At 73.8% G+C, this 25,205-nt stretch carries 18 protein-coding genes; 12 read left to right on the forward strand and 6 right to left on the reverse strand.

Annotated features, from left to right (window positions below; translation table 11 throughout):
• Positions 1-17 precede the first annotated feature (17 nt).
• The 3 genes from ACZ5HG_RS01810 to ACZ5HG_RS01820 all read right to left on the reverse strand — a co-directional run bounded on the left by ACZ5HG_RS01810 (position 18) and on the right by ACZ5HG_RS01820 (position 4,908).
• Complete coding sequence (locus ACZ5HG_RS01810) at positions 18-1,973, reverse strand: TPM domain-containing protein (protein WP_464180083.1); 1,956 nt, start codon at positions 1,971-1,973, stop codon at positions 18-20.
• 1,196 nt (positions 1,974-3,169) lie between these two features.
• A complete protein-coding gene (locus tag ACZ5HG_RS01815) occupies positions 3,170-4,486 on the reverse strand; it encodes a S8 family peptidase (RefSeq protein WP_464180084.1) in 1,317 nt (438 codons plus the stop codon).
• A complete protein-coding gene (locus tag ACZ5HG_RS01820) occupies positions 4,483-4,908 on the reverse strand; it encodes a hypothetical protein (protein WP_464180085.1) in 426 nt (141 codons plus the stop codon). The genes ACZ5HG_RS01815 and ACZ5HG_RS01820 overlap by 4 nt, the downstream gene beginning before the upstream one ends.
• Positions 4,909-5,152: 244 nt before the next feature.
• Here ACZ5HG_RS01820 and ACZ5HG_RS01825 point away from each other — a divergent pair, with 244 nt between their 5' ends.
• The 4 genes from ACZ5HG_RS01825 to ACZ5HG_RS01840 all read left to right on the forward strand — a co-directional run bounded on the left by ACZ5HG_RS01825 (position 5,153) and on the right by ACZ5HG_RS01840 (position 9,088).
• Positions 5,153-5,458, forward strand: a complete 306-nt coding sequence (locus ACZ5HG_RS01825; RefSeq protein WP_464180086.1) for a hypothetical protein — start codon at positions 5,153-5,155, stop codon at positions 5,456-5,458.
• A complete protein-coding gene (locus ACZ5HG_RS01830; RefSeq protein WP_464180087.1) occupies positions 5,458-7,803 on the forward strand; it encodes a hypothetical protein in 2,346 nt (781 codons plus the stop codon). The genes ACZ5HG_RS01825 and ACZ5HG_RS01830 overlap by 1 nt, the downstream gene beginning before the upstream one ends.
• Positions 7,794-8,369, forward strand: a complete 576-nt coding sequence (locus tag ACZ5HG_RS01835; protein WP_464180088.1) for a hypothetical protein — start codon at positions 7,794-7,796, stop codon at positions 8,367-8,369. The genes ACZ5HG_RS01830 and ACZ5HG_RS01835 overlap by 10 nt, the downstream gene beginning before the upstream one ends.
• 209 nt (positions 8,370-8,578) lie before the next feature.
• Positions 8,579-9,088 (forward strand): MazG nucleotide pyrophosphohydrolase domain-containing protein, encoded by a 510-nt coding sequence (locus ACZ5HG_RS01840; RefSeq protein WP_464180089.1) that lies wholly within the window; start codon positions 8,579-8,581, stop codon positions 9,086-9,088.
• Positions 9,089-9,197: 109 nt separating this feature from the next.
• Here the strand turns inward: ACZ5HG_RS01840 and ptsP are convergent, their stop codons facing one another.
• Together ptsP and ACZ5HG_RS01850 are read right to left on the reverse strand one after the other, a co-directional pair.
• A complete protein-coding gene (ptsP, locus tag ACZ5HG_RS01845; protein ID WP_464180090.1) occupies positions 9,198-10,913 on the reverse strand; it encodes a phosphoenolpyruvate--protein phosphotransferase in 1,716 nt (571 codons plus the stop codon).
• Positions 10,910-11,188 carry an HPr family phosphocarrier protein gene (locus tag ACZ5HG_RS01850; RefSeq protein ID WP_464180091.1) on the reverse strand — a complete coding sequence of 93 codons (279 nt, stop codon included), beginning with the start codon at positions 11,186-11,188 and terminating at the stop codon, positions 10,910-10,912. Before ACZ5HG_RS01850 ends, ptsP begins: the two co-directional genes overlap by 4 nt.
• Before the next feature lie 649 nt (positions 11,189-11,837).
• On the opposite strand from ACZ5HG_RS01850, the gene ACZ5HG_RS01855 reads away from it, so the two are divergent.
• From ACZ5HG_RS01855 to ACZ5HG_RS01880, 6 genes are all read left to right on the forward strand, one after another.
• Positions 11,838-13,262: a PTS transporter subunit EIIC gene (locus tag ACZ5HG_RS01855; RefSeq protein WP_464180092.1), complete on the forward strand. Its 1,425-nt coding sequence runs from the start codon at positions 11,838-11,840 to the stop codon at positions 13,260-13,262.
• 91 nt (positions 13,263-13,353) lie between these two features.
• Positions 13,354-15,243, forward strand: a complete 1,890-nt coding sequence (locus ACZ5HG_RS01860; RefSeq protein ID WP_464180093.1) for an oxidoreductase — start codon at positions 13,354-13,356, stop codon at positions 15,241-15,243.
• A gap of 46 nt (positions 15,244-15,289) precedes the next feature.
• Positions 15,290-15,817, forward strand: coding sequence for a PTS sugar transporter subunit IIA (locus tag ACZ5HG_RS01865; protein WP_464180094.1), 528 nt, complete (start codon positions 15,290-15,292; stop codon positions 15,815-15,817).
• Positions 15,818-15,829: 12 nt separating this feature from the next.
• Positions 15,830-17,239 (forward strand): glycoside hydrolase family 1 protein, encoded by a 1,410-nt coding sequence (locus ACZ5HG_RS01870; RefSeq protein WP_464180095.1) that lies wholly within the window; start codon positions 15,830-15,832, stop codon positions 17,237-17,239.
• Positions 17,240-17,285: 46 nt separating this feature from the next.
• Positions 17,286-18,176 carry a PRD domain-containing protein gene (locus ACZ5HG_RS01875; RefSeq protein ID WP_464180096.1) on the forward strand — a complete coding sequence of 297 codons (891 nt, stop codon included), beginning with the start codon at positions 17,286-17,288 and terminating at the stop codon, positions 18,174-18,176.
• A gap of 157 nt (positions 18,177-18,333) precedes the next feature.
• On the forward strand, positions 18,334-19,407 hold the full coding sequence (locus tag ACZ5HG_RS01880) for a methyl-accepting chemotaxis protein (RefSeq protein WP_464180097.1): 1,074 nt from the start codon (positions 18,334-18,336) through the stop codon (positions 19,405-19,407).
• 61 nt (positions 19,408-19,468) lie between these two features.
• Here the strand turns inward: ACZ5HG_RS01880 and ACZ5HG_RS01885 are convergent, their stop codons facing one another.
• Entirely contained in the window at positions 19,469-21,706 is a 2,238-nt protein-coding gene (locus ACZ5HG_RS01885) for a putative bifunctional diguanylate cyclase/phosphodiesterase (RefSeq protein WP_464180099.1), read from the reverse strand.
• A gap of 79 nt (positions 21,707-21,785) precedes the next feature.
• Here ACZ5HG_RS01885 and ACZ5HG_RS01890 point away from each other — a divergent pair, with 79 nt between their 5' ends.
• Positions 21,786-22,862, forward strand: coding sequence for a LacI family DNA-binding transcriptional regulator (locus tag ACZ5HG_RS01890; RefSeq protein WP_464180100.1), 1,077 nt, complete (start codon positions 21,786-21,788; stop codon positions 22,860-22,862).
• Between the two features lie 114 nt (positions 22,863-22,976).
• Entirely contained in the window at positions 22,977-25,148 is a 2,172-nt protein-coding gene (locus tag ACZ5HG_RS01895) for a glycoside hydrolase family 36 protein (protein WP_464180101.1), read from the forward strand.
• Positions 25,149-25,205 lie beyond the last annotated feature (57 nt).

The following is a 25,205-nucleotide window of genomic DNA, read 5'->3' on the forward strand; positions in this document are numbered from 1 at the left end:
AAGGCGCGATCCTGTGCTCAGAACCGCCCGCCGCCCCCGCGCCGCTCGCCCGAGGACCGCGACGAGGACGACGACCGCGACGAGGACCGCGACGAGGACGACCGCGACGACGACCGCCCGGATCCCCCGGAGGACCACCGCAGCGACGACCCGCGACCCCGGTCGGAGTCGTCGGACCACGACGTCGAGCGCTCCTCGCCCCAGTCGGCCAGCGCGGCGGAGGCGCGGCGGCGCGCGGCGGACACGTCGGCGGCTGCCGAGCGGACGGCCTCCTCCGCGCGATCGGCGGCGGCGCGCAGGTCGCGGACGGCGGCCACCGGGTCGGTGCTCGCGGCGACCTCGCCCTGCACGCGCAGCCGGTGCGCCTCGGCCAGGCGGGTGCGGGTGGTCGCGCCGATGCTCAGCCGGTCGCGGTCGATCGCGCTGTCGGCCTGCGCGATCCACATCTGCACGGTGGCCAGCACCTGCGGGATGCGCTCGACGGCGTGCGCGCGGGCCGTCTCGTCCTCGCGCAGCGGGTCCAGCACCCGGTCCAGCCCCTGCTCGGCCGCGCGCAGCGCGGTCAGCACGGCGAGCGGGTCGCCGGTGGCCTCGTCGGTGCGGGCGCGCTCCTGCGCCCGGCGGGCGGTGGCGGCGGCGTCCTGCACCGGCACGAGGTCGGTGCCCAGACGGTCGGCGTCCACCAGGTCGGCGTCGATCTCCGCGACCAGCGCGACGATCGTCTCCGGCGCGGTGGTCAGCGCCTCGGCCCGCCGGTCCAGGTCGTCCAGCACCGCCGCCGCCCGGGCCAGAGCGGTGCGGGCCTCGCGGAGGTGGCGGGCGGCCGATGCCGGGTCGGTGCCGAGCAGCGCGGCCCCGGCGTCGGCCTCCTCCACCGCCCGGGCCGCCTCCGCGCTCGCGTCGGCCACCGCCTCGGGCACGTCCGCCATGGCCGTCGGGGCGTACCGCGTGCGGATCTGCGCCCAGGTCGTCCCGGTGGTCGCCGCCCGCTCGGTCGTGGTGATCGCCGTCGCCCGCACCGCAGCCAGGTCGGCGGGGACCTGCGCCTGCGCGTCCCGCAGCGCGCCCAGGGCCTCGCGCTGGGCGGCGAGCACCTGGTCCACCCGCGCGCAGCCGTCGAGCACCGCGTACGCGAGGCTGCTGCGCCGGGAGTCGGAGTCCGGCTCGTCGTCGTCCAGCAGCTGGCGCGACCGGAACGCCTCCGCCAGCGCGGTCCGCGCCTGCTCGATCGCCGCCGCGAAGGGCGCCACCGCCTCCGCCCCCAGCTGCGCCTCCGCGAAGCCGAGGTCCTGCGCGGCGGCGGCCACCGCCTCGTCCGCCGCGACCAGCGCCAGCGCCGAGCGGTCGTCCAGCGCATCCAGGTCGGCCGCCGCACCCGTGACCGCTCGCCGGCGTCGCACCAGCACCCAGATCGCCCAGCCCGCGCCGCCGAGCACCACCACGACCAGCAGCCCGATCCCGATCCGCGCGCCCACCCCGGCCGGCGGGTTCACCTCGCGGTCGTAGCCCTCGGCGGCGGCGACCGCAGCCCCCGCCCAGTCCCCGTCACGCAGCGCGGGCTCGATGTCCTGCTGCTCCACCCGGGACAGCTGCGCGTCGGTGAGCGCGATGTCGCCCTGCACCGACACCTGGTAGCGCCGGTCCTCGACCGCCACGGCGAGCAGGATGTCGTCGCGACCCAGACCGGACATCTCGGCGGTGCGGGCCGCCCACGCCTGGTTGCTCAGCCCGTCGAAGGTGTCCACGTAGACCACGAACAGCTGGTACGGCGTCGACTCCTCCAGCGCGTCCAGCGCCTCGACCACCCGGCGTTCGCCGGAGAGGGAGAGCACCCCGGCGCTGTCGGTGATCTGTGTGGGCAGGTTCTCCGGCGGCTCGGCGGCGGCGGGACCCACGGCGCCGCCGAGCAGGATCATTGCGGCGGCGGCAGCGCCGACGGCGCGGCGGACGGACGGTCGGACGAGCGTGGGCATGCAGGCTCCGGGATCGGGGCGGGTGGTCGGGGACCAGTGTGGCAAGCCACCCGACCGGGCGTCCCGCGATCGGAGCGTGCACCCTCCTCCTACCAGGCGTCGTCGTCGAACTCGTCGGTGTGCGAGGAAGACGCGGGCAGGCGGTCGCGCCCACCGTCAGGCTGCTCGCGATCCCGCCCGCACCGATCCCGCCCAGCGTGCTGCCGCCGGACGTGCTGCCGCCCCCGGTGGAACCGCCCCAGCCGCCGCTGCCGACCGATGCCCCGCCACCGGCCGGCGCCCCGTGACCGGGGAGAGTGCCGACCGTGGAGCCGTCGGAGGACGAGCCGTCGCCGTGACCGAGAGTGCCGACCGTCCCCGGGCTCGTGCCGGACCCGGAGCCCGATCCGCCGACGCCGCCGACGGGCGCGCCTCCACCGATCCCGCTGGTGGGCACACCGCTCCCGATCCCACCGGTGGGCGATCCGCCTCCGCCGATCCCGCCGGTGGGCGATCCCGTACCGATCCCACCGCCCTCGATCGCACCCGCGGAGAGGTCGCCGACGCCGATGACGGTCGCCGACGCGCCACCTCCGGCGTATGCGACGCCCGCTCCCGCAGACGCCGCACCACCCGGCAGACGGCTGATGCCGTCGGCGACCGCGGGAAGGCCGCGCTGCACGCCTCCGGTGGGGTGGTGCCGCCCGGTGCCGCTCGGCGCGTCGGGGTCGTAGGTGGCCGCCTCCGGCAGCACGACGTCGTCCAATCGTGCGCTGAGCTCGTGCAGCACCGTCGTCGCCTCGGCCTCCCGGGCTGCCTCCTTCTGCTGCACGAGCTGGAGCTCGACGGCGAGGGCCGGCAGCGTCCGACCGAACAGGTCAGGTGCGATGCGCTGCCGGATCGTCGCCCGGTCGCTCGGGGTCAGCGCGGTCTCCGGCAGGTCGGCGTACCGGTCGCGAGCGATCTGGACGGCCGTGAGCGCCGATGCGCCCGCGCCCCGGATCTGCGCGATGCGCTCGGCGACCACCGACACGCGCGACGTGAGCTCGGCGAACCGCTCATGGGCCGCATCGGCAGACGCGCCGTGGATGCCGAGGTCTCCGGCGAGCGTGACCAGGGACTGCCGGGTGGTGTCGCTCGTGCAGCGCACGCCGTCGAGCCTGCGCTGCGTGTCGTACTGCGTCGCGTCGTCCAGGTCCTCGACGCGGGCGAGCAGATCAGCCTGGGTGCCCATCGTGTCCCTCTCGTGGAGCGGTGGCGGTGGTGGCGCGGTGGCGGCGTCGGCCGAGCAGCACCACGGTGAGGACGAGCGCGAGCGCGACGCCCCCGGCGATGCCCGTGATCAGGCCGATCGGTGCGCTCGACTTCTCGTCGACCTGCTCGTCCTGCGCGTCTGCTCCGGTCGGCTGGTCCGCGGTCGCGGTCGGTGTGGGCGACGGTGTCGCCTCGGCCGTGAGCACCTCGGCGACCAGCGGGATGCGGTCCGTGCCGTCGAAGAGCATGGGGTTCTCGTCCGGGAAGGCCGCCGGGGACACGCGGACGAGCTGGCCGGCGTTCACGATGCCGTAGCCCCAGGAGTCGTCACGCTCGAGCCGGTGGGTCGTCCCGCCGGTCGTGCGGAACAGGGCCTGGATCATCTGGTCGGCGGTGGCGTCCGGATGCAGCGACCAGGCCAGCGCGAGGGAGCCCGCGGTGAACGGTGCGGCGAGCGAGGAGCCGCTCGCGGTCATGTAGCCGTCGAAGGCGAGGTTGGGCACGCGCATCGCGACACCGGGCGCGACGACACCGAGCTGCTCACCCGAGGGGGAGCTCTCCCCGAGGGTGACCTCCGGCGTCAGGGAACCGACGGCGACGACGCCGTTCATCGCGGCGGGGTCTCCGCTCACCGGGCCGGCCCGATTGCCGGCGGAGGCGACCAGGATGATGCCGGCACGTTGCGCGGCGGCGATGTGCCGGGCGAGGTAGTGGCCGCTGGTGGAAAAGCTGATGACATCGGCTCCGTCGGCGATGGCTTGGAGCAGGGCCCCGTTCTCGGGCCTCCCGACGGAGGCGTCTCGATCAGCGGGTGCGGGGCACTCGATCAGCCCGGATCCGTCGTCGCGGGGTCGGGCGACGGCGTAGTAGTTCACGGTGACGTCGGGTGCGACGCCGGGGATTCCGGTCTGCCCGTCGACGCCGACGCCGGTTCCGATGAGCAGGGCAGTGATCCCGGTGCCGTGGTTGGCCTCGGCGCCGGTGCTGGTGGCGGGGAGCGCCGGACCGCCCTCCTCCGCGGCGCAGAAGGAAGGTTCGTGCACGTGCAGGTCGGCGCCGACCAGGTCGGGGAACGCGGGATTGATCGGGGAGTCGAGGATGGCGATCGTGATCCCCGCGCCCCGCGAGGTCCGATGCACGGAGTCCAGCTCCGCCGCGCCGTAGTACCAGAGACCGTCCGGGTCGCTCGTGGCCGCAGCCGGCACCGCGCCCGTCGCCGCGAGCACCGCGCCCAGGGCGAGCGCAGCCACCGGCGCGACCAGCCCTCCGCGGCGGCTCACACGCGCCTCGGTGCCGAGACGGAGACGCGCCCCGAAGGCCGCTGCGCACCCAGACCGCCCGCGCCTGCGGCCGGGGCGGACGGCGCGGGCTCGGCGTCGGCGAGGCGGCTCGCGAGCCGCATGAGCCGGTCCTTGACGTCCTCGTCCAGGTCCCTCAGCGAGCGGGTGGTGTCCACGAGCGCCTGGTGGAGGTGACCGATGGTCGCTCGGATGGCGTCGAGGTCGTCGGCCGTGACGCGCAGAGACTCGCGGTACCTGCGCACGAACGCCTGCACCGAGTCGATCTCCGGCCATGCCCCGGTCTGCTGCTCCCGCGCGGTGCTGACCGTCGTCGTCATCTGCTCGACCTCGTCGAGCAGCCGGATGAGCCGATCGAGGCTCAACGCGACGGTGTCCTCGTCGATCCGTACGCCCGCTGCCATGCTCCGCCCCTCTGCTGCCTGTCGCGCTTGTTCCCGGCCGGTGCTGCCAGAGCCGTTCTCATGCCTAGCAGCGCGCGGCGATCCTGTGGTGCTGACCTGAGTGTTTTCCCCTACGCACGGGCTCAGGACGCGTGGCGGGGGCCGATGTCGAAAAGCGCAGGTCCGCGCCTGACGGGTCTGTTCGGTCCCCTACCCTCGGCGGCACGACAGCGGCACTGCCGCGTCACAGCAGAGGGAGAAGACCGTGGGAGACATCGATCCAGCAGCGGTGCGCAGCGCCGCCACCGCCGTCGAGCAGGTCGCGCGCACCGTGCGCGCCCAGATCCCGGACGAGGTCGGGCTGATCGCCGAGGCGCTCGCCGACAGCGCCAGCGCCAGCGCCGGCAGCAGCCTGGCGACCGCCTGGACCGACTCCTACACCGGGTGGTCCACCTCCGCGGACAGCCACGCCCAGAGCATGCGCGCCACCGCCGACGCGTGGTCCACCACGGACCAGGCGGTCGTGGACAGGTTCTCCCAGCGCCTCGGCGGCACGATGCGAGCGGTCTGATGGTCTCCCCGTCGCAGCTCCTGTCCTGGCAGCCCACCCGGCTCGCCGAGATCGCCGAGGACGTGCTCCGGCACCGCCGCGTGCTCACCGGCCTGCACGACGACCTCGACGGCGGCGCCCCGCCCCGGTCCTGGTCCTTCGCCGACGCAGAGCCGGCACGCCGGACGCACCGCTCCCTCGCCGAGCAGCTCGCCACCCAGGTGTCCGAGACCGTCGGCGTCGTCGAGGCGCTGGACGAGGCGGTCACCGCGATCACCTCGGCGCAGCGGCTGCTCGACGGCGCGGTGCGCTATGCGACCGCCAACGGCATCACCGTCGACCACGCCACCGGCCAGGTCACCGTCGTGCAGACGTACGACGACGATCCCGACTTCGCCTACGCCCACACGATCCGCAACGAGGTCTCCGAGCAGGTCGACACCGCCCTGCGTGACGCCGACGCTGCCGACCAGGCGCTCGCCGCGGTGCTCAACCGCGCTGCTACCACCGATGTCAACGATGTCGGCACGCTGGCCCAGCAGCAGGCCCTGCTCGACTTTCAGAAGAAGAGCCCCGCCGAGCAGGCTGCCCACCTGCTCGCGCACCCCGAGGAGTACGCGTTCCTCGGCGATCACGTGTCCGACGCGGTCAAGGCGAGCGTGGGGGAGTCGATCGGCGACGACCTCGACCGGATGGCGCGTCACCCCGAGGATCTCGACGATGCCGATGCCGTGGCCCGGTACAACCGGCTGCTCGACGCCTTCGGTGCTGATCCCGAGGTGATGGCTCCGATGTATGACCGGCTCGGTGCCGACGGGCTGCTCGGCACCTACAGCGCGCTGAGCGAGCGCCTGTACGACCCCGCTCAGCGCCCGGCGCTCACCGAGCTCGCGGACGCCCTGCGCGAGGGCCTCCAGGCCGCCACCCTCGACGATGACTTCGACGGTGAGGGGTTCGGCACCTCCCTCGTCCGGTACGCCACCGCCACCGCCGGCGGGGAGGCGATGGGCGCGTACCAGCGCGCGTACGGCGGTTCCGTGACCGGGAGCGAGTGCGCGGCGCTCGACTACCTGTTGCGCGACGGCGAGTACGGCGAGGGGTTCGTGCGGGGCGTGGTCTGGGAGCTCGACAGGTTCGAGACCGATGACCCGCAGCGTGCCGAGCTCTGGCGCAACACCTCGGAGCTGTGGTCTCCGCTGTCCGGCCTGGGCGTCGAGGACGCGCAGCCCGTGCGGCTGCCGGACCCGATGGCCGCCGCCATGGGTCAGCTCGGCGACCACCCCGCGTTGGGGCTGGAGTTCTTCACCGAGGACGAGGGCCGGTACGCGCAGTACTTCACTGAGCGGGACTGGAGCCGGGACGGGTTCGAGGGGATCTCGCGGGCGGCACTGGGCATCGGGACCGATCCAGGGAACCTCACGCAGTCGGGCCACGACACGGGGATGTTCGTGTCGGAGTTCTTCGACGGGATCAGCAAGAACCCGGAGTTCACCGCCGCTCACGCCGGGGCGGCGTCGGAGCCGATCGGTGACCTGCTCAAGCACTACATGCCGGCGGTCGAGTCGGCCATCAGTGGAGCAGGAACATACGACGGCGGCGCACGTCTTGACACGCTTGACGGGCCGTACCTGCCCCGTCTGGAGAACTACCCGGTCCTGGACTCGGTCGACCTCGACAGGCTGCTGGCCGTCGGCCTCAGTAGCGAAGAAGGCATGGCGCGGATCGCCGAAGGTGTCGCCGGGTACCGCCAGACCGCGCTCTCGGAATTCGCGCAGCAGCACCCGGGCACCGAGCGTACGACCGCCGAGCAGATCGCCCTCCAGAACCTTCTCGACACGAGCACCGTGATCGATGGCTACATGCAGCACGCAGTCAGCGAGATCTCGATCGCCGGCGCGGTCTCCCGTGACCAGCAGGTCGCGGTGTTCACCGGGCTGGTGTCAGAGGCGATCGGTCTCGTGCCGGTACCCGGTGCCGATGCGCTCGGGAACGTCGTCGGCGACCTCGGCGCGAAGGTGGTCGACCACGCGTGGGGCAAGGTCCAGGAGATCCCTGCCGACCGGATCGCAGAGTCGTTCGGCAACAATGCCGCAGCAGAACGCGTGGCGCAGACGGGCGAAGCGATGGACGGACGGCAGCGATCGGTGATCACGTCCTTCCTGGCGCTCGCTCAGTCCGGTCTCGTCGAGATCCCGCCAGGTGCCTCGGACATCTGGGCACCGGCTGGGTGCCTGATCTCGCTGGACGACATCTCGGCCGCTGACTTGCAGCGGTATTACGCGCGAGCGACGGACGCCATGATCGGTACGGCGACCGAGAGCGCTCTGCTGAGTGCGTACAGGGACCCGTTCACCGAATGGAACTGAAGCGACGGCGGGTAGTCCTGGGTGCCTCGATCCTGCTGGGTGTGCTGACCGCGTGCTCCGCATCACCGACCCTGCTGAACGAGGACGACTTCCAGGACGTCCACCCGGCTACCCAGAACACCGACCGTGCTGCGGCCCCCGGGTGGACGTGGTGCACGAGCCTCGGACCGGGCATGTATCTGCGTGGTGGAGTCGTCGGATCGTGGTTCGCCCTTCCCGATGGATCGGTCGGGGCCACGATCGTGGACCGGCGGGCCGAGTCCATCGATGCCGAGGATCTGGCGCGGCTCATCAGCAGCCGGGCGGACCTGTGCGCGCAGGATGCGGCCGCGCGGCCGGATGACGGGCAGACGATCGAGCCGTTGGAGGGTCTCGCTGACGGCGCGACCGGCTGGAGGACTCGCGACGGCGACGAGTGGGGCGAGTACGTGCTGATCCCGTTGGATGACGGACGGCTGCTGACGGTCGGGTTCACCTCGACCAGCGACGTCCCGCCGATCGCGCTGGACGACCTCCTCACCCTCGCCGAGCGGGGCGCGGAGCAGTTCCCGGCGGGAGACGAGTGAAGCGTCGGCGACCGGCGAGCTGGGTTCCCGACCGCGATGAGGTCGGCAGAGGACGATCACCATGCACTGGCCCCGGGCTGGACCTGGTGCACGAACCTCTCGTCGGGGGTGTACCCACGCGGGGCCGCCACCGGGTCGTGGTTCGACCTGCAGAGGCGACCGCCGGGGCGACGGTCGTGGACCGTCGGTCGGACGGGATGGTCGCAGACGTGCTGCTCGACCGCATGGAGCGGGACGCGGCACGGTGCGCGACGACCGCCGCGGAGCACCCGGAGTTCGACCAGTCGATCGAGCCGCTGATCGGCAGGACGCCGCGCAGCTCCCCGCCACCGACCGGCCCCGCCGCCCCGCACCCACCCGCCATCATGGGCGGCATGGACCTCGCCCAGATGCAGCACCGTGCCCGGGACGTCCGCGCCCGCTACGCCGCCGTGGAGACCGCGCGCTTCGGCCGCCCGTGGTCTCCGGAGGAGATCATGCTCGGCCTGGTCGGGGACGTGGGTGACCTGGCGAAGCTGGTGCAGGGCAAGGCGGGGGTGCGTCCGCGTGCGGACCTGGACGAGGCGCTGGCGCACGAGCTGGCGGACTGCCTGTGGGCGGTGCTGACCCTGGCGGACACCTACGGCGTGGACCTGGGCGGGGCGTTCGACCGGACGATGGACGACCTCACGGCGCACCTCGACGCGCACCTCGACGGGCAGGCGCCCACCGCCCCCTGACGCACGCCGGCCCCCGGCACACGCGAAGAGCGTGCCGGGGGCCGACGACCACCACGCGGGCTGCCGGCGGCGGACCCCAGGACCGGGGACCCGCCGCCGCCCGGGTGTCTCAGGCGCCGAGGGTGGCGGCGGTGGCCGGGTCGAGCAGGGCGCGCACGGCGGCGCGCGCGGAGTCCGCGTCGTCGGCGGCCAGGGCGGCCCGGGCCATCGCCTCGCAGGTGTCGAGGGTGGTGCCGTGCAGGCTGAACCGGACGGCGGGGACGCGACCGGCGGCCATGGACAGGCTGGTGATCCCGAGCCCCGCGAGGACCAGGGCCATCAGCGGGTCGCCGGCGGACTCGCCGCAGACGCCGACCGGCTTGCCGAGCTCCCGGCCCGCGGCGGCGGTGGCCGCGACGAGGTCGAGGGTGGCCGGCTGGAACGGGTCGAGCAGGTCGGCGAGCTCGCCGCGCAGGCGGTCGGAGGCCATCGTGTACTGGGCGAGGTCGTTGGTGCCCAGGGACACGAAGTCGACCTCGGCGAGGATCGCCCGGGCGCGCAGGGCGGCGGCGGGGACCTCGACCATGACGCCGACGGTGACGATGCCGGCGGCGCGGGCCGCGGTGGCGAAGGCGCGGGCCTCGGCCGGGGTGGCGATCATCGGGGCCATGACCCAGACGTTCTTCCGCTGCTCTTCGGGGAGGGCGGAGACGACGGCGCCGAGCGCCTCGATCTGCCGCTCGACGATGCCGGGCAGGTTGCGCACCAGGCGGTAGCCGCGCACGCCCAGGGCCGGGTTGTCCTCGACCTCCTGGTTGGCGAAGGCGAGCGGCTTGTCGGCGCCGGCGTCCAGGGTGCGGATGACGACCTTGCGGCCGCCGTAGGCCGCGACGACCTGCGCGTAGGCGGCGGTCTGCTCGGCGACGGTGGGCTCGGTGCGGGCGTCGAGGAACAGCACCTCGGTGCGGAACAGGCCGACGCCCTCGGTGGTGCCCTCGGCGGCGCGCGCGTCGGCGGGGGTGCCGACGTTGGCGAGCAGCGGCAGGGCGTGGCCGTCGGCGGTGGCGCCGGGGCCGGTGAGGGCGGCGATGGTGCGCTCGTTCTCGGCGCGGCGCTCGACCTCGGCGATCTCGGCCTCGGAGGGCGCGACCACGACGGTGCCGGCGGCGGCGTCCACCAGCACGGGGGTGCCGGGGGCGAGGTCGAGGACACCGGCGGTGCGCACCACGCAGGGCAGGCCGAGCTGGCCGGCGACGATCGCGGTGTGCGAGGTCGGGCCGCCCTTCTCGGTGACGATGGCGGCGACCAGGGTCAGGTCGAGGGAGGCGGTGTCCGCGGGGGACAGGTCCTCGGCGATCACCACGGCGGGCTCGGTCAGGCCGGACAGCCCGGGCTCGGGCACGCCGAGCAGGCGGGCGACGGCGCGGTGCCGGACGGAGCGCAGGTCGGTGGCGCGCTCGGCGAGGTCCCCGCCGGCGGCGGTGAAGACGGCGGCGAAGCCCTCGACGGCCTGGTCCACGGCGGTGGCCGGGCCGACGCCGGAGCGGACCAGGCGGCCGGCCTCGGCGGCGAGCGCGGGGTCGGCGGCCATGGTGGCGGCGGCCTCGAGCATGTGGGTGAGGTCGTCGTTGGTCGCGGCGGCGGAGCGCGCGAGCAGGTCGTCACGGACCTCGGCGAGCACGGCGGCGACGCGGGCGGCCTCGGCCTCCGGGTCGGCGGGCGCCGGCTCGTCGGCGGGGACGACCGGGGGTGCGGCGACGACGGCGACCGGGGCCACGGCGCAGCCGCGTCCGACGCCGATCCCGCGCAGCACGACGCCCTCGGCGGCGGCGGGGGTGGCGGTCATGCCTGGGCCACCGCGTCCATGTCGGAGGAGAGCAGGGTGGCGAGCTCCTCGAGCAGGGCCTCGGCGTCGGCGGACTCGGAGGACAGCTCGACCTCCTCGCCGTGCTCCAGGCGCAGGCCCATCACCATGAGGACGCTGGCGGCGTCCACGGCCGGCTGGTCCACGCGGCCGATCTGCACCGGGTGGCCGCCCTCGGCGACGCGACGGGTCAGCAGCGACGCCGGGCGGGCGTGCAGGCCGGTGGCGGTGGCGATCTGTGCTCGACGTCGAGGCATGGGGGTCTCCCTCATCTCAGCGCCTCCCGTCGTCGGGGGACGCCCAGGGCAACAAAAAAGACCTGAGGCTTCCGACGCTCGCCGGTGCCTCAGGTCTTGCCTGAACTGCTCAGTAACAACCCTGGTCCGCCCTTTGTACGACCGCACCGGGCGCCACGTCAAACGCCCCGGCGCGTCGCGGCTCCGGGGTGTCGCGGGACGCGGCGTACCGCGGGTGAAGCACCGTCCGATCTGACCTGCGCACTTGCGGCGCCGCCGTCCTCGGGGGCATGCTCTCGCCTCGAAGCGATGCTTCATCACGGCCACAGGGTTGTTACTCCTCGGAGGCAAGATCGGTGGCCCGGCGCACGGTCTTCCGCGCGTCCGGGTCCAGGGATCCCCCTCCTGGCAGACCTGGACGTTCGGTCCAGGTCCCCCAGGACGACGTGGCCGTCGGCCCTCCCCACGGTGGTGGCGGGTCGGCCCCTCTCCTCCTGAGCACCCGGACGGCACCCGTGCCGCGGGCTCCCCCTGCCCACGGCGCGCTCGCCGTCGTCCGTTCCGTGTGCCGGTGCTCGACTGCGACGGAGCAGTCACCCGTTCGTCGTCCGGCCGCCGGCCGGGCGGGTGTCCGGGTCGCGACGCAGCGGCCCGCAGGAGAGGAAGAGCCATGTACACCGAGTTCGCTCGCGTCACCGTCGACGCCGTGGGCGGGCCTGAGAACATCAGGCACGTCACGCACTGCGCGACCCGCCTGCGGTTCCAGCTCGTCGATCCCTCCCGGGCCGACAAGGAGCGCATCGAGCAGCTGCCCGAGGCCGTGGGCGTGCTGGAGTCGCAGGGTCAGTTCCAGGTGATCATCGGCCCCGGCGTGCCCGATGCGTACAAGGCCGTGGCGGCGATCCCGGGTGTGCCCAGCGACGACTCCGACGCGCGCCCCGCCTCGGACGTGACGCTGTCGAAGGCCGCCAGCGGCTCCTGGCTGGACCGGGTGCTCGCCGCGATCTCGGCGATCTTCACCCCGTACATCCCGGTGCTCGCCAGCGTCGGCATCATCAAGGGTCTGCTCGCGGTCGCGGTCCAGTTCAACTGGCTGGCGGACACCTCGAACACCTACGCGATCCTGTCGGCCGCAGGCAACGCGATGATCTACTTCTTCCCGGTGCTGCTGGCGTTCACCGCGGCCAAGCAGTTCGGCGCGAACCCCTACGTCGGCGCGACGATCGGTGCGGCGCTGATGGAGCCGAACCTCACCGCGATCAACATCACCGGCGAGCACCTGAACTTCCTCGGGATCCCGTTCGTCGGGCAGTCCTTCGCCAACACGGTGATCCCGATCATCATCGGCATGTGGGCGTTCGCCTACCTGGAGCGCGGGCTGAAGAAGGTGCTGCCGCAGCTGCTGCACCTGCTGCTGGTGCCGGTGGTCTCGCTGGTCGTGATGGTCCCGCTGATGCTGCTGGTGTTCGGCCCGATCGGCTTCGCCATCGCCAACGGTGTCGCCACCGGCTACGACTGGCTGGTGCAGTACCCGGTGATCCTGTCCGTGATCTTCGGCGGGTTCTTCGTCTTCGTGATCGCGATCGGCGCGCACTGGCTGGTCACCCCGCTGCTGCTGGCGATCCTCGCCGACCAGGGCAAGGAGTACGCGCTGGCCGCGGGCGGCATGGGCAACTACGCGATCCTCGGCGTGCTGCTCGCGGTGCTGCTGGTCAGCCAGGACAAGGCCACCCGGACGGTCGCGGGCTCCGCGGCGTTCGTCAACGGCATCGCCGGCATCACCGAGCCCGGCATCTACGGCGTGATCGTCAAGAGCAAGAAGTACTTCGTCGGTGTGATCGCCGGCGGCCTGGTCGGCGGTCTGATCTGCGGCCTGTTCGACGTCTACGTGACCGCCTTCGCGTTCTCCGGCGTGCTGGGCGCCCCGGCGTTCCTGGCCTCGCCGCGCGCCGTGCCGTACTTCGTCGCGGTGTTCGCCTCGATCGCGGTCGGCTTCCTGGTGACGCTGCTGCTCGAGCGGCGTCGTCCCGGCACCGCCGCGGACGTGACCGGCATCGAGCCGGCGACCGCCGCGGAGCCCGTCGCCGCGCGCTGACCCGGACGGTGGCGGGGCGTCCCACCCCCGAGGGGCCCCGCCACCGCCCGCACCCGAACCGCCCGCCCGCTGCACCACCGGAAGGCCCCTCATGGACTACCCCCACCTGTTCTCGCCCCTGCGCCTGGGTCGTGTGATGACCAAGAACCGCATCGTGGCGACACCGACGGGCGACTTCTTCGAGGACAAGGCCCTCGGCGGCGCGGGCATCGTGATCACCGGGCACGCGATCGTCGAGCCCGGCCGCTCCTCGTACTCCAGCGGCGACGAGCCGGACGCGTTCTTCAAGTACGAGGTCGAGTCCACCCGGCGCCGGGTGCTGATGGCGCACCAGGCCGGGGCCAAGGCGTCGCTGGAGATCTTCCACGGCGGCCTGCACGCCCGGGTCAAGGACTTCGCCCGCGGGCCGGTGTCCTTCGTCCGCGAGGACGGCGTCGAGGTGCGCGGCATGACCGAGCAGGACATGGCCGACGTCGCGGCGATGTGGGGCGCCACCGCGCGCAACGCCCGTGACCTGGGCTTCGACCTGGTGTTCCTGCACTTCGGCCACGGCTGGCTGCCCGCGCAGTTCCTCTCGCCGCGCACCAACTTCCGCACCGACGAGTACGGGGGCTCGCTGGAGAACCGCTCCAAGTTCCCGTTGCAGATCCTGCGTGCGGTGCGCGAGGCGGTCGGACCGGGCTTCCCGGTGGACATGCGGATCAGCGCCGTGGAGTGGATGGAGAACTCGATCTCCTTCGAGGACACCCTGGCGTTCATCCAGCAGGCGCAGCAGTACATCGACACCGTGCAGATCTCCGCGGGCGTGGACATCGGCATCCAGGGCAACGTGCACCTGGCGACGACCAACTTCGAGGAGCACATGCCGAACGTGGCGTGGGCGGCCGAGGTGAAGCGCAACGTCGACATCCCGGTCAGCGTGGTCGGCGCGATCATGACGCCGGACGAGGCCGAGGGGCTGATCGCCGGCGGGCTGGTCGACATGGTGGCGCTGGGTCGCCCGCTGATCGCCGACCCGGAGTGGCCGCGCAAGGCGCAGGAGGGGCGCGCGGACGAGATCGTGCCGTGCATCCGGTGCTTGCAGTGCTACCACATCTCCACCAACCGCCGGAATGTCGGCTGCTCGGTGAACCCGCGGTTCTGGAACGAGGAGTTCGTGCCGCGCACGCTGTCGATCACCCCGCGCCCGCGCCGGACCGTGGTGGTCGGCGGCGGCCCCGGCGGCATCACCGCGGCGCTCACCGCGGCCAAGCGGGGGCACGAGGTGGTGCTGCTGGAGAAGGAGGACGTGCTCGGCGGCCAGCTGCAGTACGTCGCCCGCGAGCACTACAAGCAGGACATCAAGGCGTACCTGGAGTACCTGCTGCGCCAGATCAAGAACTCGTCGGTGGACGTCCGCACCGGCGTCGAGGCCACCCCGGAGATGGTGCGTGACCTGCGCCCGGACGCGCTGGTGCTGGCGGTCGGCGCCACCGAGGTCCGCCCGCCGATCCCCGGGCTGGAGCTGCCGCACGTGATGACCGGCAACGAGGCGATCCTGCGCGAGGACGAGATCGGCGACCGCGTGGTGGTCGTCGGCGCGGGAGCGATCGGCACCGAGATCGGCCTGGAGCTCGCGCGGCTGCGCGGCAAGGACGTCACCATGGTCGACATCGGCCAGACCTACGCCCCGCAGGGCAACACCCTGTACCGCGAGGCGCTGCGGCAGAAGATCGAGGACACCCCCTCGCTGCGGTTCAGCCTGGGCAGCCGCTGCCTGCGGGTGGAGCCGGACGCCGTGGTGATCGCGGACGCCGACGACGTGGAGCACCGGCTGCCGGCCGACCACGTGGTGCTCTCGGTGGGCATGCGCCCGCAGTCCGACCTGGCGCAGGCGTTCTACGGGATCACGCCGGAGACGGTCTCGGTGGGCGACTGCGTGCGCCCGCGGATCATCATGGACGCCGTCTTCGAGGGCCACACCTACGCCATGAACCTCTGACGTGCGCCCCCGCGCCGTCACACCCCGCACCGCAGAAGGAGATCCGATGCCCACGAACGACGTGGAGGGCCGCCGCCCCCTGTTCGGCCGCCGCCGCCGGGAGGCCGCGCCGGAGCCGGTCGAGACCGTGACCGAGGTCGGCGCACCCGTCACCGGCACTGCGATCGCGCTGGCCGAGGTGGAGGACCCGGCGTTCTCCGCCGGCCTGATCGGCCCCGGCACCGCCGTCCGTCCCACCGACGGCACGGTCGTCGCGCCGGTCGCCGGCACGGTCGTCTCCGCGATGCCGCACGCCTACGGGATCCGCTCGGCCTCCGGGGTGGACCTGCTGGTGCACGTCGGCATCGACACGGTGTCCCTGGACGGCCGGCACTTCGAGCCGCTGGTGACCACGGGGCAGCAGGTCGCCGCCGGGGACGCGCTGGTGCGGGTGGACCTGGCCGGCGTCGCCGCGGAGGGGCTGCCGACCACCGTCGTGCTGGTGGTGACGAACGCCGCCGCGCTGACCGCCGTGCAGCCGCACGTGCCGGGACCGGTCACCGCCGGCGACCCCGTCGTCACGATCGAGATCTGAGGAAGGACCCCCGTGCAGCACCGCACCGTGCGACCGTTCCCGCCGGCGTTCCTCTGGGGCGCCTCCACCTCCGCCTACCAGGTGGAGGGGGCCAGCGACGTCGACGGCAAGGGCCCGTCCGTGATCGACGCCCGCACCGACCGCCCGTCCGGGATCGCCGACTACACCGTCGCCTCCGACCACTACCACCGCTTCGAGCAGGACGTCGCGCTGATGGCCGAGCTCGGCCTGCGGGCGTACCGGTTCTCGATCTCCTGGTCGCGGGTGATCCCGGACGGCGACGGCCCGGTCAACGCGGCGGGGCTGGCGTTCTACGACCGGCTGATCGACGCGCTGCTCGCCGCCGGGATCGAGCCGATCGTGACGATGTACCACTTCGACCTGCCGCAGGCGCTCGCCGAGCGGGGCGGTTGGTCGGACCGCGCCACCGTGGACGCCTTCGAGCGCTACGCGCGGGTGCTCACCGCCGCCTTCGGCGACAGGGTCCGCCGCTGGCTGACGATCAACGAGCAGAACGTGATGATCCTGTTCGGCACGGCGCTGGGCATCGAGCAGCCCACCGGCGACGACCCGTGGCGGGAGGTCTACCAGCAGAACCACCACATGCTCGTCGCGCAGGCGCGTGCCATGCAGGCCGTGCACGAGGTGCCCGGTGCGCTGGTCGGCCCCGCGCCGAACATCGCCTGCGTCTACCCGGCCTCGCCGGACCCGCTGGACGTGGTGGCCGCCGACGACTTCGCCGCCATCCGCAACTGGCTCTACCTGGACGCCGCCGTGCACGGCGTCTACAACCCGACCGTCTGGGCGTACCTCGGCGAGCGCGGCTGGCGCCCGGAGATCCTGCCCGGCGACCTGGCCGACCTCGCCGCCGGCCGACCCGATTTCATCGCCTTCAACTACTACACCTCGCACACCGTCGGCGCGCCGGACCCGGACGGCCCGGAGAAGGGCGGCTCGCACGACCAGCACCTGCTGATCGGCGAGGCCGGGGTGTACCGCGGCGTCACCAACGCGCACCTGACCGTGAGCGACTTCGGCTGGGAGATGGACCCGGTCGGCTTCCGCACCACCTTCCGGCAGATCTACGACCGCTACCGGCTGCCGCTGCTGGTCACCGAGAACGGCCTGGGCGCCCCGGACGTGCTGGAGGCGGACGGCTCCGTGCACGACCCGTACCGGATCGCCTACCTGCGGGACCACGTCGCGCAGATCCAGCAGGCGATCACCGACGGCGTCGACGTGATCGGCTACTGCCCGTGGTCCGCGCTGGACCTGGTGTCCACCCACCAGGGCATGCGCAAGCGCTACGGCTTCATCTACGTCGACCGCGACGAGGACGACCTGCGCACCCTCGGCCGGTACCGCAAGGACTCCTTCGCCTGGTACCAGCAGGTCATCGCGAGCAACGGCGGGCGGTTGTGACCATCATCGATCAACGGCGTCGAGGGCGATGCCGGTGGGAGGGCGCATGCGCGTCAAGCAGGTCCTGAACAACTCGGTCGTGCTCGGTGTCGACGACACCGGCACCGAGGTGATCCTGCTCGGGCCGGGTCTGGGGTTCCGCACCTCGCCCGGCGACGAGGTGGACCCCGCCGCGGTGCAGCGCACCTTCGTGCCCGACGGCATCGGGTCGCTGGAGCGGCTGGCCGCCATGGTCGAGGAGATCTCGATCGAGGCGGTGGCCGTCTCCGAGGAGGTCATGCGCGCCGGTCGCGACCGGCTCGGCCCGCACGTGTCCGCCCGGGTGCTGATCCCGCTGGCCGACCACCTCGGCTTCGCGCTGCGCCGGGCCGCCGAGGGCAAGGGGGTCGAGTACCCGCTGCGTTCCGAGCTGTCCTACCTGTACCCGGCCGAGCTCGAGTTCGGCCGCGAGGCGCTGGGCATCGTCGAGCGGCGCACCGGCGTGCGGCTGCCCGCGTCCGAGGCGGTGCCGATCGCCATGCACTTCGTCAACGCGCAGTTCGGCTCCGACGACATGCGCGAGTACGTCCGGATGACCGAGGCCTTGCAGGCGATCCTGCAGATCATCGACGAGGAGTACGGCATCCGGTTCGACGAGGGCTCGGTGGAGGTCGCGCGGTTCATCACGCACCTGCGCTTCCTGTTCGTCCGCGCCCGCTCCTCGGCGTCCGGGCCGGTGCCGGTGCCCGACGCCGTCGCCAGCCGGCTGGTCGAGGCCGGGGGAGACGCCGACGTGCTGCTCGACGCGGTGCGGACCTCCAAGCCCCGGCAGTACGCCTCGGCGGTGCGGATCGGCGCGCTGCTGGGCGATCTGTTCGACTGGACCGTGGACCAGGAGGAGCTGCTGTACCTGAGCCTGCACGTGGCGCGGCTGACGGCGGCGGCGCCCCGGGCGTGAGGGTGCCGTGGCACGCCCTCCGGGCTTCGACTCCGCCGCCCTGATCGGCCCGGCCGGCTGCGCACGGGGATCGGGAGCGTCGCGGGTGCATCCGAACTGGTCACACCGGCGCGGTCCTGCCCGATCCAGAGGGTGACACCCGGCCAAGGAGGCCCCTATGTTCGCGTCCCGTCGCCACGCCGCGCCCGCCGGCGTCGCCCCGCTCGTCGCCAGGATCGGCGCCCACGCCGTCCTCGACGCCCTGCCCGTGCCGCTGGTGGTGGTGGACTCCGGCGGCACGATCGTGCAGCGCAACCGTGCGGGTGACGCGCTGTCCGGGAGCATCGTGCGCCGGCACGGCGCGCACGTCATGAATGCCCTGCGGGACCGTCTGGCGGAGGTCGTGCGGTCTGAGCGGACCTTCCCCGCCGAGACGGTGCTCTCCGTGCCGGTCGAGAGCGGGTCGGTGGAGCTCAAGGTCGTCGTGGACCGGCTCCCGGAGGGCTTCGTGGGGGTCTGGGAGGACGTGACGGCCCAGCAGGCGCACGAGCAGGCGACCCACCAGGTGGCCGCCGAGCTCCTGGACTCCTCCGGCTCGTTGACCGCGGTCGGCGACCGGTTGGCCTCGGACGCCGAGGACGTGTCCGCCCGCGCGGCCTCGGTGGCGGCGGCCTCCGAGCAGATGTCCGCCAGCATCCACGAGATCGCCGCCGGCACCGATGCCGCTGCGGCGGGGACGGGACGGGCGGTGGAGTCCGCGACGACCGCGCGCGACCGGCTGGCCGAGCTGTCCGAGGTGGTCGTCCGGATCGGTGACGTCAGCCGCCTGATCACGAGCATCGCTGAGCAGACCCACCTGCTGGCGCTGAACGCCACGATCGAGGCCGCCCGTGCGGGGGAGGCGGGCCGCGGGTTCGCCGTCGTCGCCGGCGAGGTGAAGTCGCTGGCCGACCGCACGCACGAGGCCACCGACGAGATCACCGGGATGGTGGAGGCGATCACGGCGACCACGGACCGGGCGACCGAGGCGATCGGGGAGATCGTCGAGCGGATCGACGGGGTGCGCGCCCAGCAGGCGGGCATCGCCACGTCGGTGCAGGAGCAGGCGGCGGTGGCGGACGGGATGAGCCGGGACGTCGGGGCGGTGGCCACGGCGGCCGGCGCGACCGCTCATGCCGTGGTCGAGCTGCGGGGCTCCGCGGAGTTCCTGGCCGGGCAGGCGGCGCGTCTGCGGGAGGCGCTCGCGGGCTGACGCCCGACACCCGCCCGACACCCGACACCCGCCCGACACCCGACGCCTGCCCGACGCCCGCTCAGGGCGCCGGGACGCCGGGCTCCTGCGGGAACCACGCGCGCAGGTCCGCGGCAGCGGCGGGCCGCCCGTGCAGGTAGCCCTGCGTGCGGTCGCAGCCGAGCTCGGCGAGCGCCGCGCGCGTCTCGTCGTCCTCGACGCCCTCGGCCACGACCTCCAGGTCGAGCTGGTGGGCCAGGGCGATCGTGCCGGCGACGATCGCCCGCGTGCGGGGGTCGGTGGTGAGCTTGGCGATGAAGGAGCGGTCCAGCTTGAGCTCCTGGGCGGGCAGGCCGTCGAGGTAGGCCAGCGAGGAGTAACCGGTGCCGTAGTCGTCGATGCTGATCCCGATGCCGGCGGCGCGGATCTGCCGAGTGACCGCGATCGCGAGCTCCGGATGGTGCATCAGGCTCGTCTCGGTGATCTCGACCACCAGGCTGCTCGGCGGGAGCCCGGCCGTGTCCAGCGCCGCCCGCAGCACGTCCAGCAGCCCGGGGTGCTCCAGGCTCGAGGTGGACAGGTTCACCGCGAGCCGGAGGCCGGGGTCGACGGCCCGCCAGGCGGCGAGCTGCCGGGTCGCCTGTCCCAGGACCTCCCAGGTCAGCGGGATCATCAGCCCCTGCTCCTCGGCCAGGTCGAGGAACTCCGCCGGGGGGAGCAGGCCGCGATCGGGGTGCTCCCAGCGGACCAGCGCCTCCACCGCCCGCAGCCGACCGTCCGCGGCGTCGACCTGCGGCTGGTAGTGCAGCACCAGCCGTCCCGCGTGCTCGCTGCTGTGCGCGAGCAGCGCGCGCAGCTGGTCCGCGGTCTGCGCGCGGGCCCGGCCGCGTGCGTCGGCGGCCTGGTCGTAGAGCCGCACCCCGCCGCCGTCGCGCTTGGCCACGTACATCGCGGTGTCGGCGCACCGCAGCAGCTCGCCGTCGCGGTGCTCGCCCAGGGCGGTGCTGGCGACGCCGACGGACGCCGCGACCTGGACCACGCGTCCGTCCAGGTCCACGGGACGGGCCAGCACCTCGCACACCTGCTCGGCGATCGCCGAGGCGCGGTCCGGGTCGGGGTCCTCCAGGACGACCGCGAACTCGTCGCCGCCCAGCCGCGCCAGCAGCGCCCCGCCGGGCAGCTCGGCCTGCAGCCGGTCCGCCAGGAGGCGGATCACGCGGTCACCGACCTGGTGGCCGTAGCGGTCGTTGACCTCCTTGAACCGGTCGAGGTCGATCACCACGAGCGCCGCGCCCTGCGCCCGGGCGGAGAACGTGTCGACCGCCTCGACCAGCGCCCGCCGGTTCGCTACGCCGGTCAGCGCGTCGGTGCGCGCCTCGATCCGGGTCGAGGCCAGCGAGGCGAGGTCACGCACCAGGCGTAGCACGCGGGTGCCGGCGGCGAGCGCCCCGGCGGCGGCGAGCACCGTGACGAGGTCCGAGGGGTCGTCGGCCAGTGCGTGCACCAGCAGGACGACCACCCCGAGGCCGACCACCACCACGGAGCCGGCAGACGTCGCCTGGGAGGAGGCGTAGCCGGTGGAGGCGGGGCCCGGGCGCAGGGTGCTCGTCGCGGACACCACCAGGACCAGCACGGTCCAGACCGCGGCCGGCACCACGGGCAAGGGTGATCCGGGAGCCCCCGCGACGGCGCGCCCCAGCACGACGACCTCGGCCGCCGTCACGAGCCCGAGGGCGACCACGATCAGCAGGGCCCGGCGGTCGCGCCCCAGGCCGGCGATGGCCAGCACGGTCGCGGCGGCGCCGAGCACCACGAGCGTAATCGCGAGCCGGGCGACCGACGCCACGAGCGGCAGCCCGAGGGTGTCCGGCGCCCCGGGCAGGTGGGTGACCACCAGGAGCACGACCGCAGCGGCCACCGCCCACGCCCCGGCGCCGTTGAGCCAGTCGCCGGGATCGTGCAGGGCGGTCCGGTAGCGGTTCCAGCGCACGAGCCCCTGGTAGAGCATCGCCGCGAACCCCAGGCAGCCCGCGCTCGCACCCCAGCCGGCCCCCGGCAGCGACGCCCCGGACAGCAGCAGGTCCACCAGCGCACCGGCCCCGAGCCACCAGCAGCCCCGGCGGGTCCAGCGCCAGGCACCGTGGGCGTCGACGGTCGTCGCCGCTGCGGCGGGGCCGAGCACGACGACCCCGGCCAGGGCCGCGACCAGCAGCGCTGCGGATCCGGCGAGGGCCGCCCCGATGGCGCCGGACGTCGCCACCAGCCCCGCCGAGACGATCGCGGCGGCACCGAGAAGAGCGCGGGACCGGGCTGGGGACATCCCCTCACTATCGGCAGCAGGACGCCGGTCGCAACCGGCGACGGCCAAGTTCGCCCGCTGAGTCCCCTAGGTTGTGACGGTGGCCCGTCCAGTCCCCGGAAAGCAGCCCACGATCGCCGACGTCGCGCGTGAGGCGGGTGTCAGCGTGCCGACCGTCTCCCGCGTGCTCACCGGCTCGACGAAGGTCAGCCCGGAGCGCGAGGCGCGGGTGCACGCGGCGATCACCCGGCTCGGCTTCCGGCGCAACGGGGCCGCGCGGGCGCTCGCGGCCGGCGGTCAGCGGATGATCGCGATCGTCACCGGCGACACCACCCGCTACGGCTACGCGTCCACGATCCAGGGGATCGAGGAGGCCGCTCGCGCCGCGGGGTACATGGTGATCATCTGCGTGGTCGAGACCGACGAGCGTGAGGTGGTCGACGCGGCGGTGGACCTGGCGCTGAGCCAGCCGATCGCCGGGGCCGTGGTGCTGGAGTACGACCCGCCGGGCGCGGCGGCGCTGGCCGCGGTGCCGGACTGGGTGCCCCTGGTGGCGGTGGCCGCCGGCAGCCGCGCGGACGACGACGTGGTGCACGCCTACATGGACGACCGGGTCGGGGCGGCGGCGGCCACCCGCTACCTGCTCGACCTCGGGCACGAGACCGTGCACCACGTGGCGATCCCCTCGGTGGGGCGCGAGTCCTCCCGGCTGGTCGGCTGGCGCGAGGCGTTGCAGGAGGCCGGTGCGCCGGTGCCGCCGGTGGCCAAGGCCGACTGGTCGCCGATGTCCGGCTACGAGGCGGGGCTGCGGCTGGCCCGCGACCCGGCGGTGACCGCGGTGCTGTGCGGCAACGACGAGCTCGCGATGGGCCTGATGCGGGCGATGCAGGAGAGCGGGCGCGCGGTGCCGGGCGACGTCTCGGTGATCGGCTTCGACGACCACCCGCTCGGCGTGCTGTGGGCCCCGGCGCTGACCACCGTGCGGCAGGACTTCGTCCGGCTGGGGCGTGAGGCGTTCCGGCTGCTCGCGGAGCTGCGGGAGAGCGCGGGAGCGACGGGCGGGCAGGGTGCCGCCGACGCGGCCGATGCGTCGGACGGGCAGGTCGTCTCGGCGCGCCTGGTGCCGGACCTGGTGGTGCGCGCGTCCTCCGGGCCGCACCGTCACTCGCAGGTGTGAAAGCGCACATCACGTCTCGATAACGCTGACTCGGGGCACTTGCGTCCTCTGTTTGATATGCGCTTTCATGGACCTCGGTCGCCCCGTCGGGGGCACGGAGAACTGGGGTCGAGGATGACTCGCGAGAGCTCGGGGCTGCACGTGCAGCCTCTCGGGGACGGCGCCGCCGCCCTGCACCTGGTCTGGGCAGCGGACCGTCCGGCATCGCTGGTCGGCGGTGCCGCGGATGCCGCGCCGGAGGACCTGGCCGCCCGCGCGGTGCAGCCGCTGGTCGAGGTGCTGGCCGTCGGGCACGGCCGCGCCAGCGCCAACCTGCGCCATACCGCCACCGCGATCGGCACCCGGATGCGGGTGGACGCGGTGACCGTCGCGGACGAGGCGGACGACCTCCGGGTGGTGGTCGTCGAGCAGCGGGACCCGGTCACCGGTCTGGTCGCCCGCACGCGTCTGGAGGTCGCCCCGGCCGCCGCGGGCACCGCGGTCCGCGCCACCACCACGGTCCGCAACGACGGCGTCACGCCGCTGCACCTGCAGGCGGTCTCCTCGATCGCGCTCGCCGACCCGGTCGGCCCGGTGCCCGCCGAGCGGACCGTGTCGATCGAGGGCACCAGCGAGTGGGTGGGGGAGAACCGCTGGGAGCAGGTGCCGCTGGACGGCCCGGCCGGCGTGCTCGACCTCGACCTCGCGCGGCACCAGCACCAGGACGGCCGTGGGGCGCGGGTGATCGCCAGCGTCGGCACCTGGTCCAGCGGCACCCGCGTGCCCAGCGGCGTGCTGGCCGCCGCCGACGGCATCATCGCGCTCGGCTGGCAGGTCGAGCACAACGGCGCCTGGCGGGTCGAGATCGGCGAGCGGCTCGGTGCAGGCGACCGTCGGGTGCTCGCCCTGGTCGCGCTCGGCCCGACCGACACCGACCACCACTGGCTGCACACCCTGGCCCCGGGCGAGGAGTTCAGCACCGTCCCGGTCACCGTGACCCCGGTCGCCGGGCCGTGGCCCGCCGCCGTCGCCGCGCTCACGGCGGCCCGCCGTCGCCGGCACCGCGAGGTCGCGGTCTTGCGGCGCAGCGAGGCGGCGGCCGCCCGGGCGCCCTTCGTGGTCTTCAACGACTACATGAACACGCTGATGGGTGACCCCACCACCGACAAGCTGCTCCCGCTGGTGGACGCCGCCGCCGAGGTGGGTGCCGAGGTGTTCTGCATCGACGCCGGCTGGTACGACGACGGCGGCGACTGGTGGGACTCGGTCGGCCTGTGGGAGCCGTCCACCACGCGCTTCCCGGACGGCGGTCTGCGCCGGGTGACCGAGCGGATCCGCGAGCGCGGCATGGTCCCCGGCCTCTGGCTGGAGCCCGAGGTGGTGGGCGTGCGCAGCCCGCTGGCCGAGCGGCTGCCGGACGAGGCGTTCCTGCTGCGCAGGGGGCAGCGGGTCGTCGAGCACGACCGCTACCTGCTCGACCTGCGGCACGAGGACGTGATCAAGCAGCTCGACGCCGTGGTGGACCGGCTGGTCGACGAGTTCGGCGTCGGCTACTTCAAGCTGGACTACAACGTGACGCCCGGGCCGGGCACCGACCGGGACGCCGACAGCGTGGGGCACGGGCTGCTGGAGCAGAACCGCGCGCACGCCGCCTGGCTGGACGGGGTGCGCCGCCGGCACCCGGCGCTGCTGCTGGAGAACTGCGCCTCCGGGGCGATGCGCGCCGACGACGTGCTGCTCTCGCGCAGCACCCTCCAGTCCACCTCGGACCAGCAGAACCCGCTGCTCTACCCGCCGATCGCCGCCGGTGCGCTGGTGTCGATCCTTCCCGAGCAGGCCGCCAACTGGGCCTACCCGCAGCCGGGGATGACCGTCGAGCAGAGCGTCTTCACGCTGTGCACCGGCCTGGCCGGGCGGCTGTACCTGTCCGGGCACCTGGACCGGATGGACGCCGCGCAGCGCGCCCTGGTCGCCGAGGCGGTGCGGTTCGCCCGCACCCACGAGGGCTGGCTGCACCGCGCGGTGCCGTCCTGGCCGCTGGGCCTGCCGCGCTGGCAGGACCCGTGGGTGGCCTCCGCGCTGGGCGACGCCGAGCAGACCCTGGCTGTCGTCTGGCGGCGCGGGTCGCAGGGCACGGCGGAGATCGACCTGCCGGCCGGCGACCTGGACGTCGTCTTCCCCGCGCAGCAGGCCGGCGACCCCTGGCAGCTCGAGCGGCTGCCCGACGGCCGGGTGCGCGTGCACGTGCCCGGCGACGGCCCGCAGGCCCGCGTGATCCGCGTGAGCCACCCCCCGATCCACCCGTAGCACCCCCGCAGTAGATCCGTGATCCAGCCGGCGACGACGCCGGCTGTCCCCGAGGGA

This window comes from Cellulomonas sp. GTC20042 (assembly GCF_055389595.1).

What these genes read in the sequence shown, in the direction of transcription:
- ACZ5HG_RS01820 (WP_464180085.1), bottom strand. Translation starts at nt 4,908, where the DNA reads ATGGCAGCGGGCGTACGGATCGACGAGGACACCGTCGCGTTGAGCCTC.
- ACZ5HG_RS01835 (WP_464180088.1), top strand. Translation starts at nt 7,794, where the DNA reads ATGGAACTGAAGCGACGGCGGGTAGTCCTGGGTGCCTCGATCCTGCTG.
- ACZ5HG_RS01895 (WP_464180101.1), top strand. Translation starts at nt 22,977, where the DNA reads ATGACTCGCGAGAGCTCGGGGCTGCACGTGCAGCCTCTCGGGGACGGC.
- ACZ5HG_RS01875 (WP_464180096.1), top strand. Translation starts at nt 17,286, where the DNA reads ATGCGCGTCAAGCAGGTCCTGAACAACTCGGTCGTGCTCGGTGTCGAC.
- ACZ5HG_RS01830 (WP_464180087.1), top strand. Translation starts at nt 5,458, where the DNA reads ATGGTCTCCCCGTCGCAGCTCCTGTCCTGGCAGCCCACCCGGCTCGCC.
- ACZ5HG_RS01855 (WP_464180092.1), top strand. Translation starts at nt 11,838, where the DNA reads ATGTACACCGAGTTCGCTCGCGTCACCGTCGACGCCGTGGGCGGGCCT.
- ACZ5HG_RS01860 (WP_464180093.1), top strand. Translation starts at nt 13,354, where the DNA reads ATGGACTACCCCCACCTGTTCTCGCCCCTGCGCCTGGGTCGTGTGATG.
- ptsP (WP_464180090.1), bottom strand. Translation starts at nt 10,913, where the DNA reads ATGACCGCCACCCCCGCCGCCGCCGAGGGCGTCGTGCTGCGCGGGATC.
- ACZ5HG_RS01850 (WP_464180091.1), bottom strand. Translation starts at nt 11,188, where the DNA reads ATGCCTCGACGTCGAGCACAGATCGCCACCGCCACCGGCCTGCACGCC.
- ACZ5HG_RS01880 (WP_464180097.1), top strand. Translation starts at nt 18,334, where the DNA reads ATGTTCGCGTCCCGTCGCCACGCCGCGCCCGCCGGCGTCGCCCCGCTC.
- ACZ5HG_RS01885 (WP_464180099.1), bottom strand. Translation starts at nt 21,706, where the DNA reads ATGTCCCCAGCCCGGTCCCGCGCTCTTCTCGGTGCCGCCGCGATCGTC.
- ACZ5HG_RS01865 (WP_464180094.1), top strand. Translation starts at nt 15,290, where the DNA reads ATGCCCACGAACGACGTGGAGGGCCGCCGCCCCCTGTTCGGCCGCCGC.
- ACZ5HG_RS01810 (WP_464180083.1), bottom strand. Translation starts at nt 1,973, where the DNA reads ATGCCCACGCTCGTCCGACCGTCCGTCCGCCGCGCCGTCGGCGCTGCC.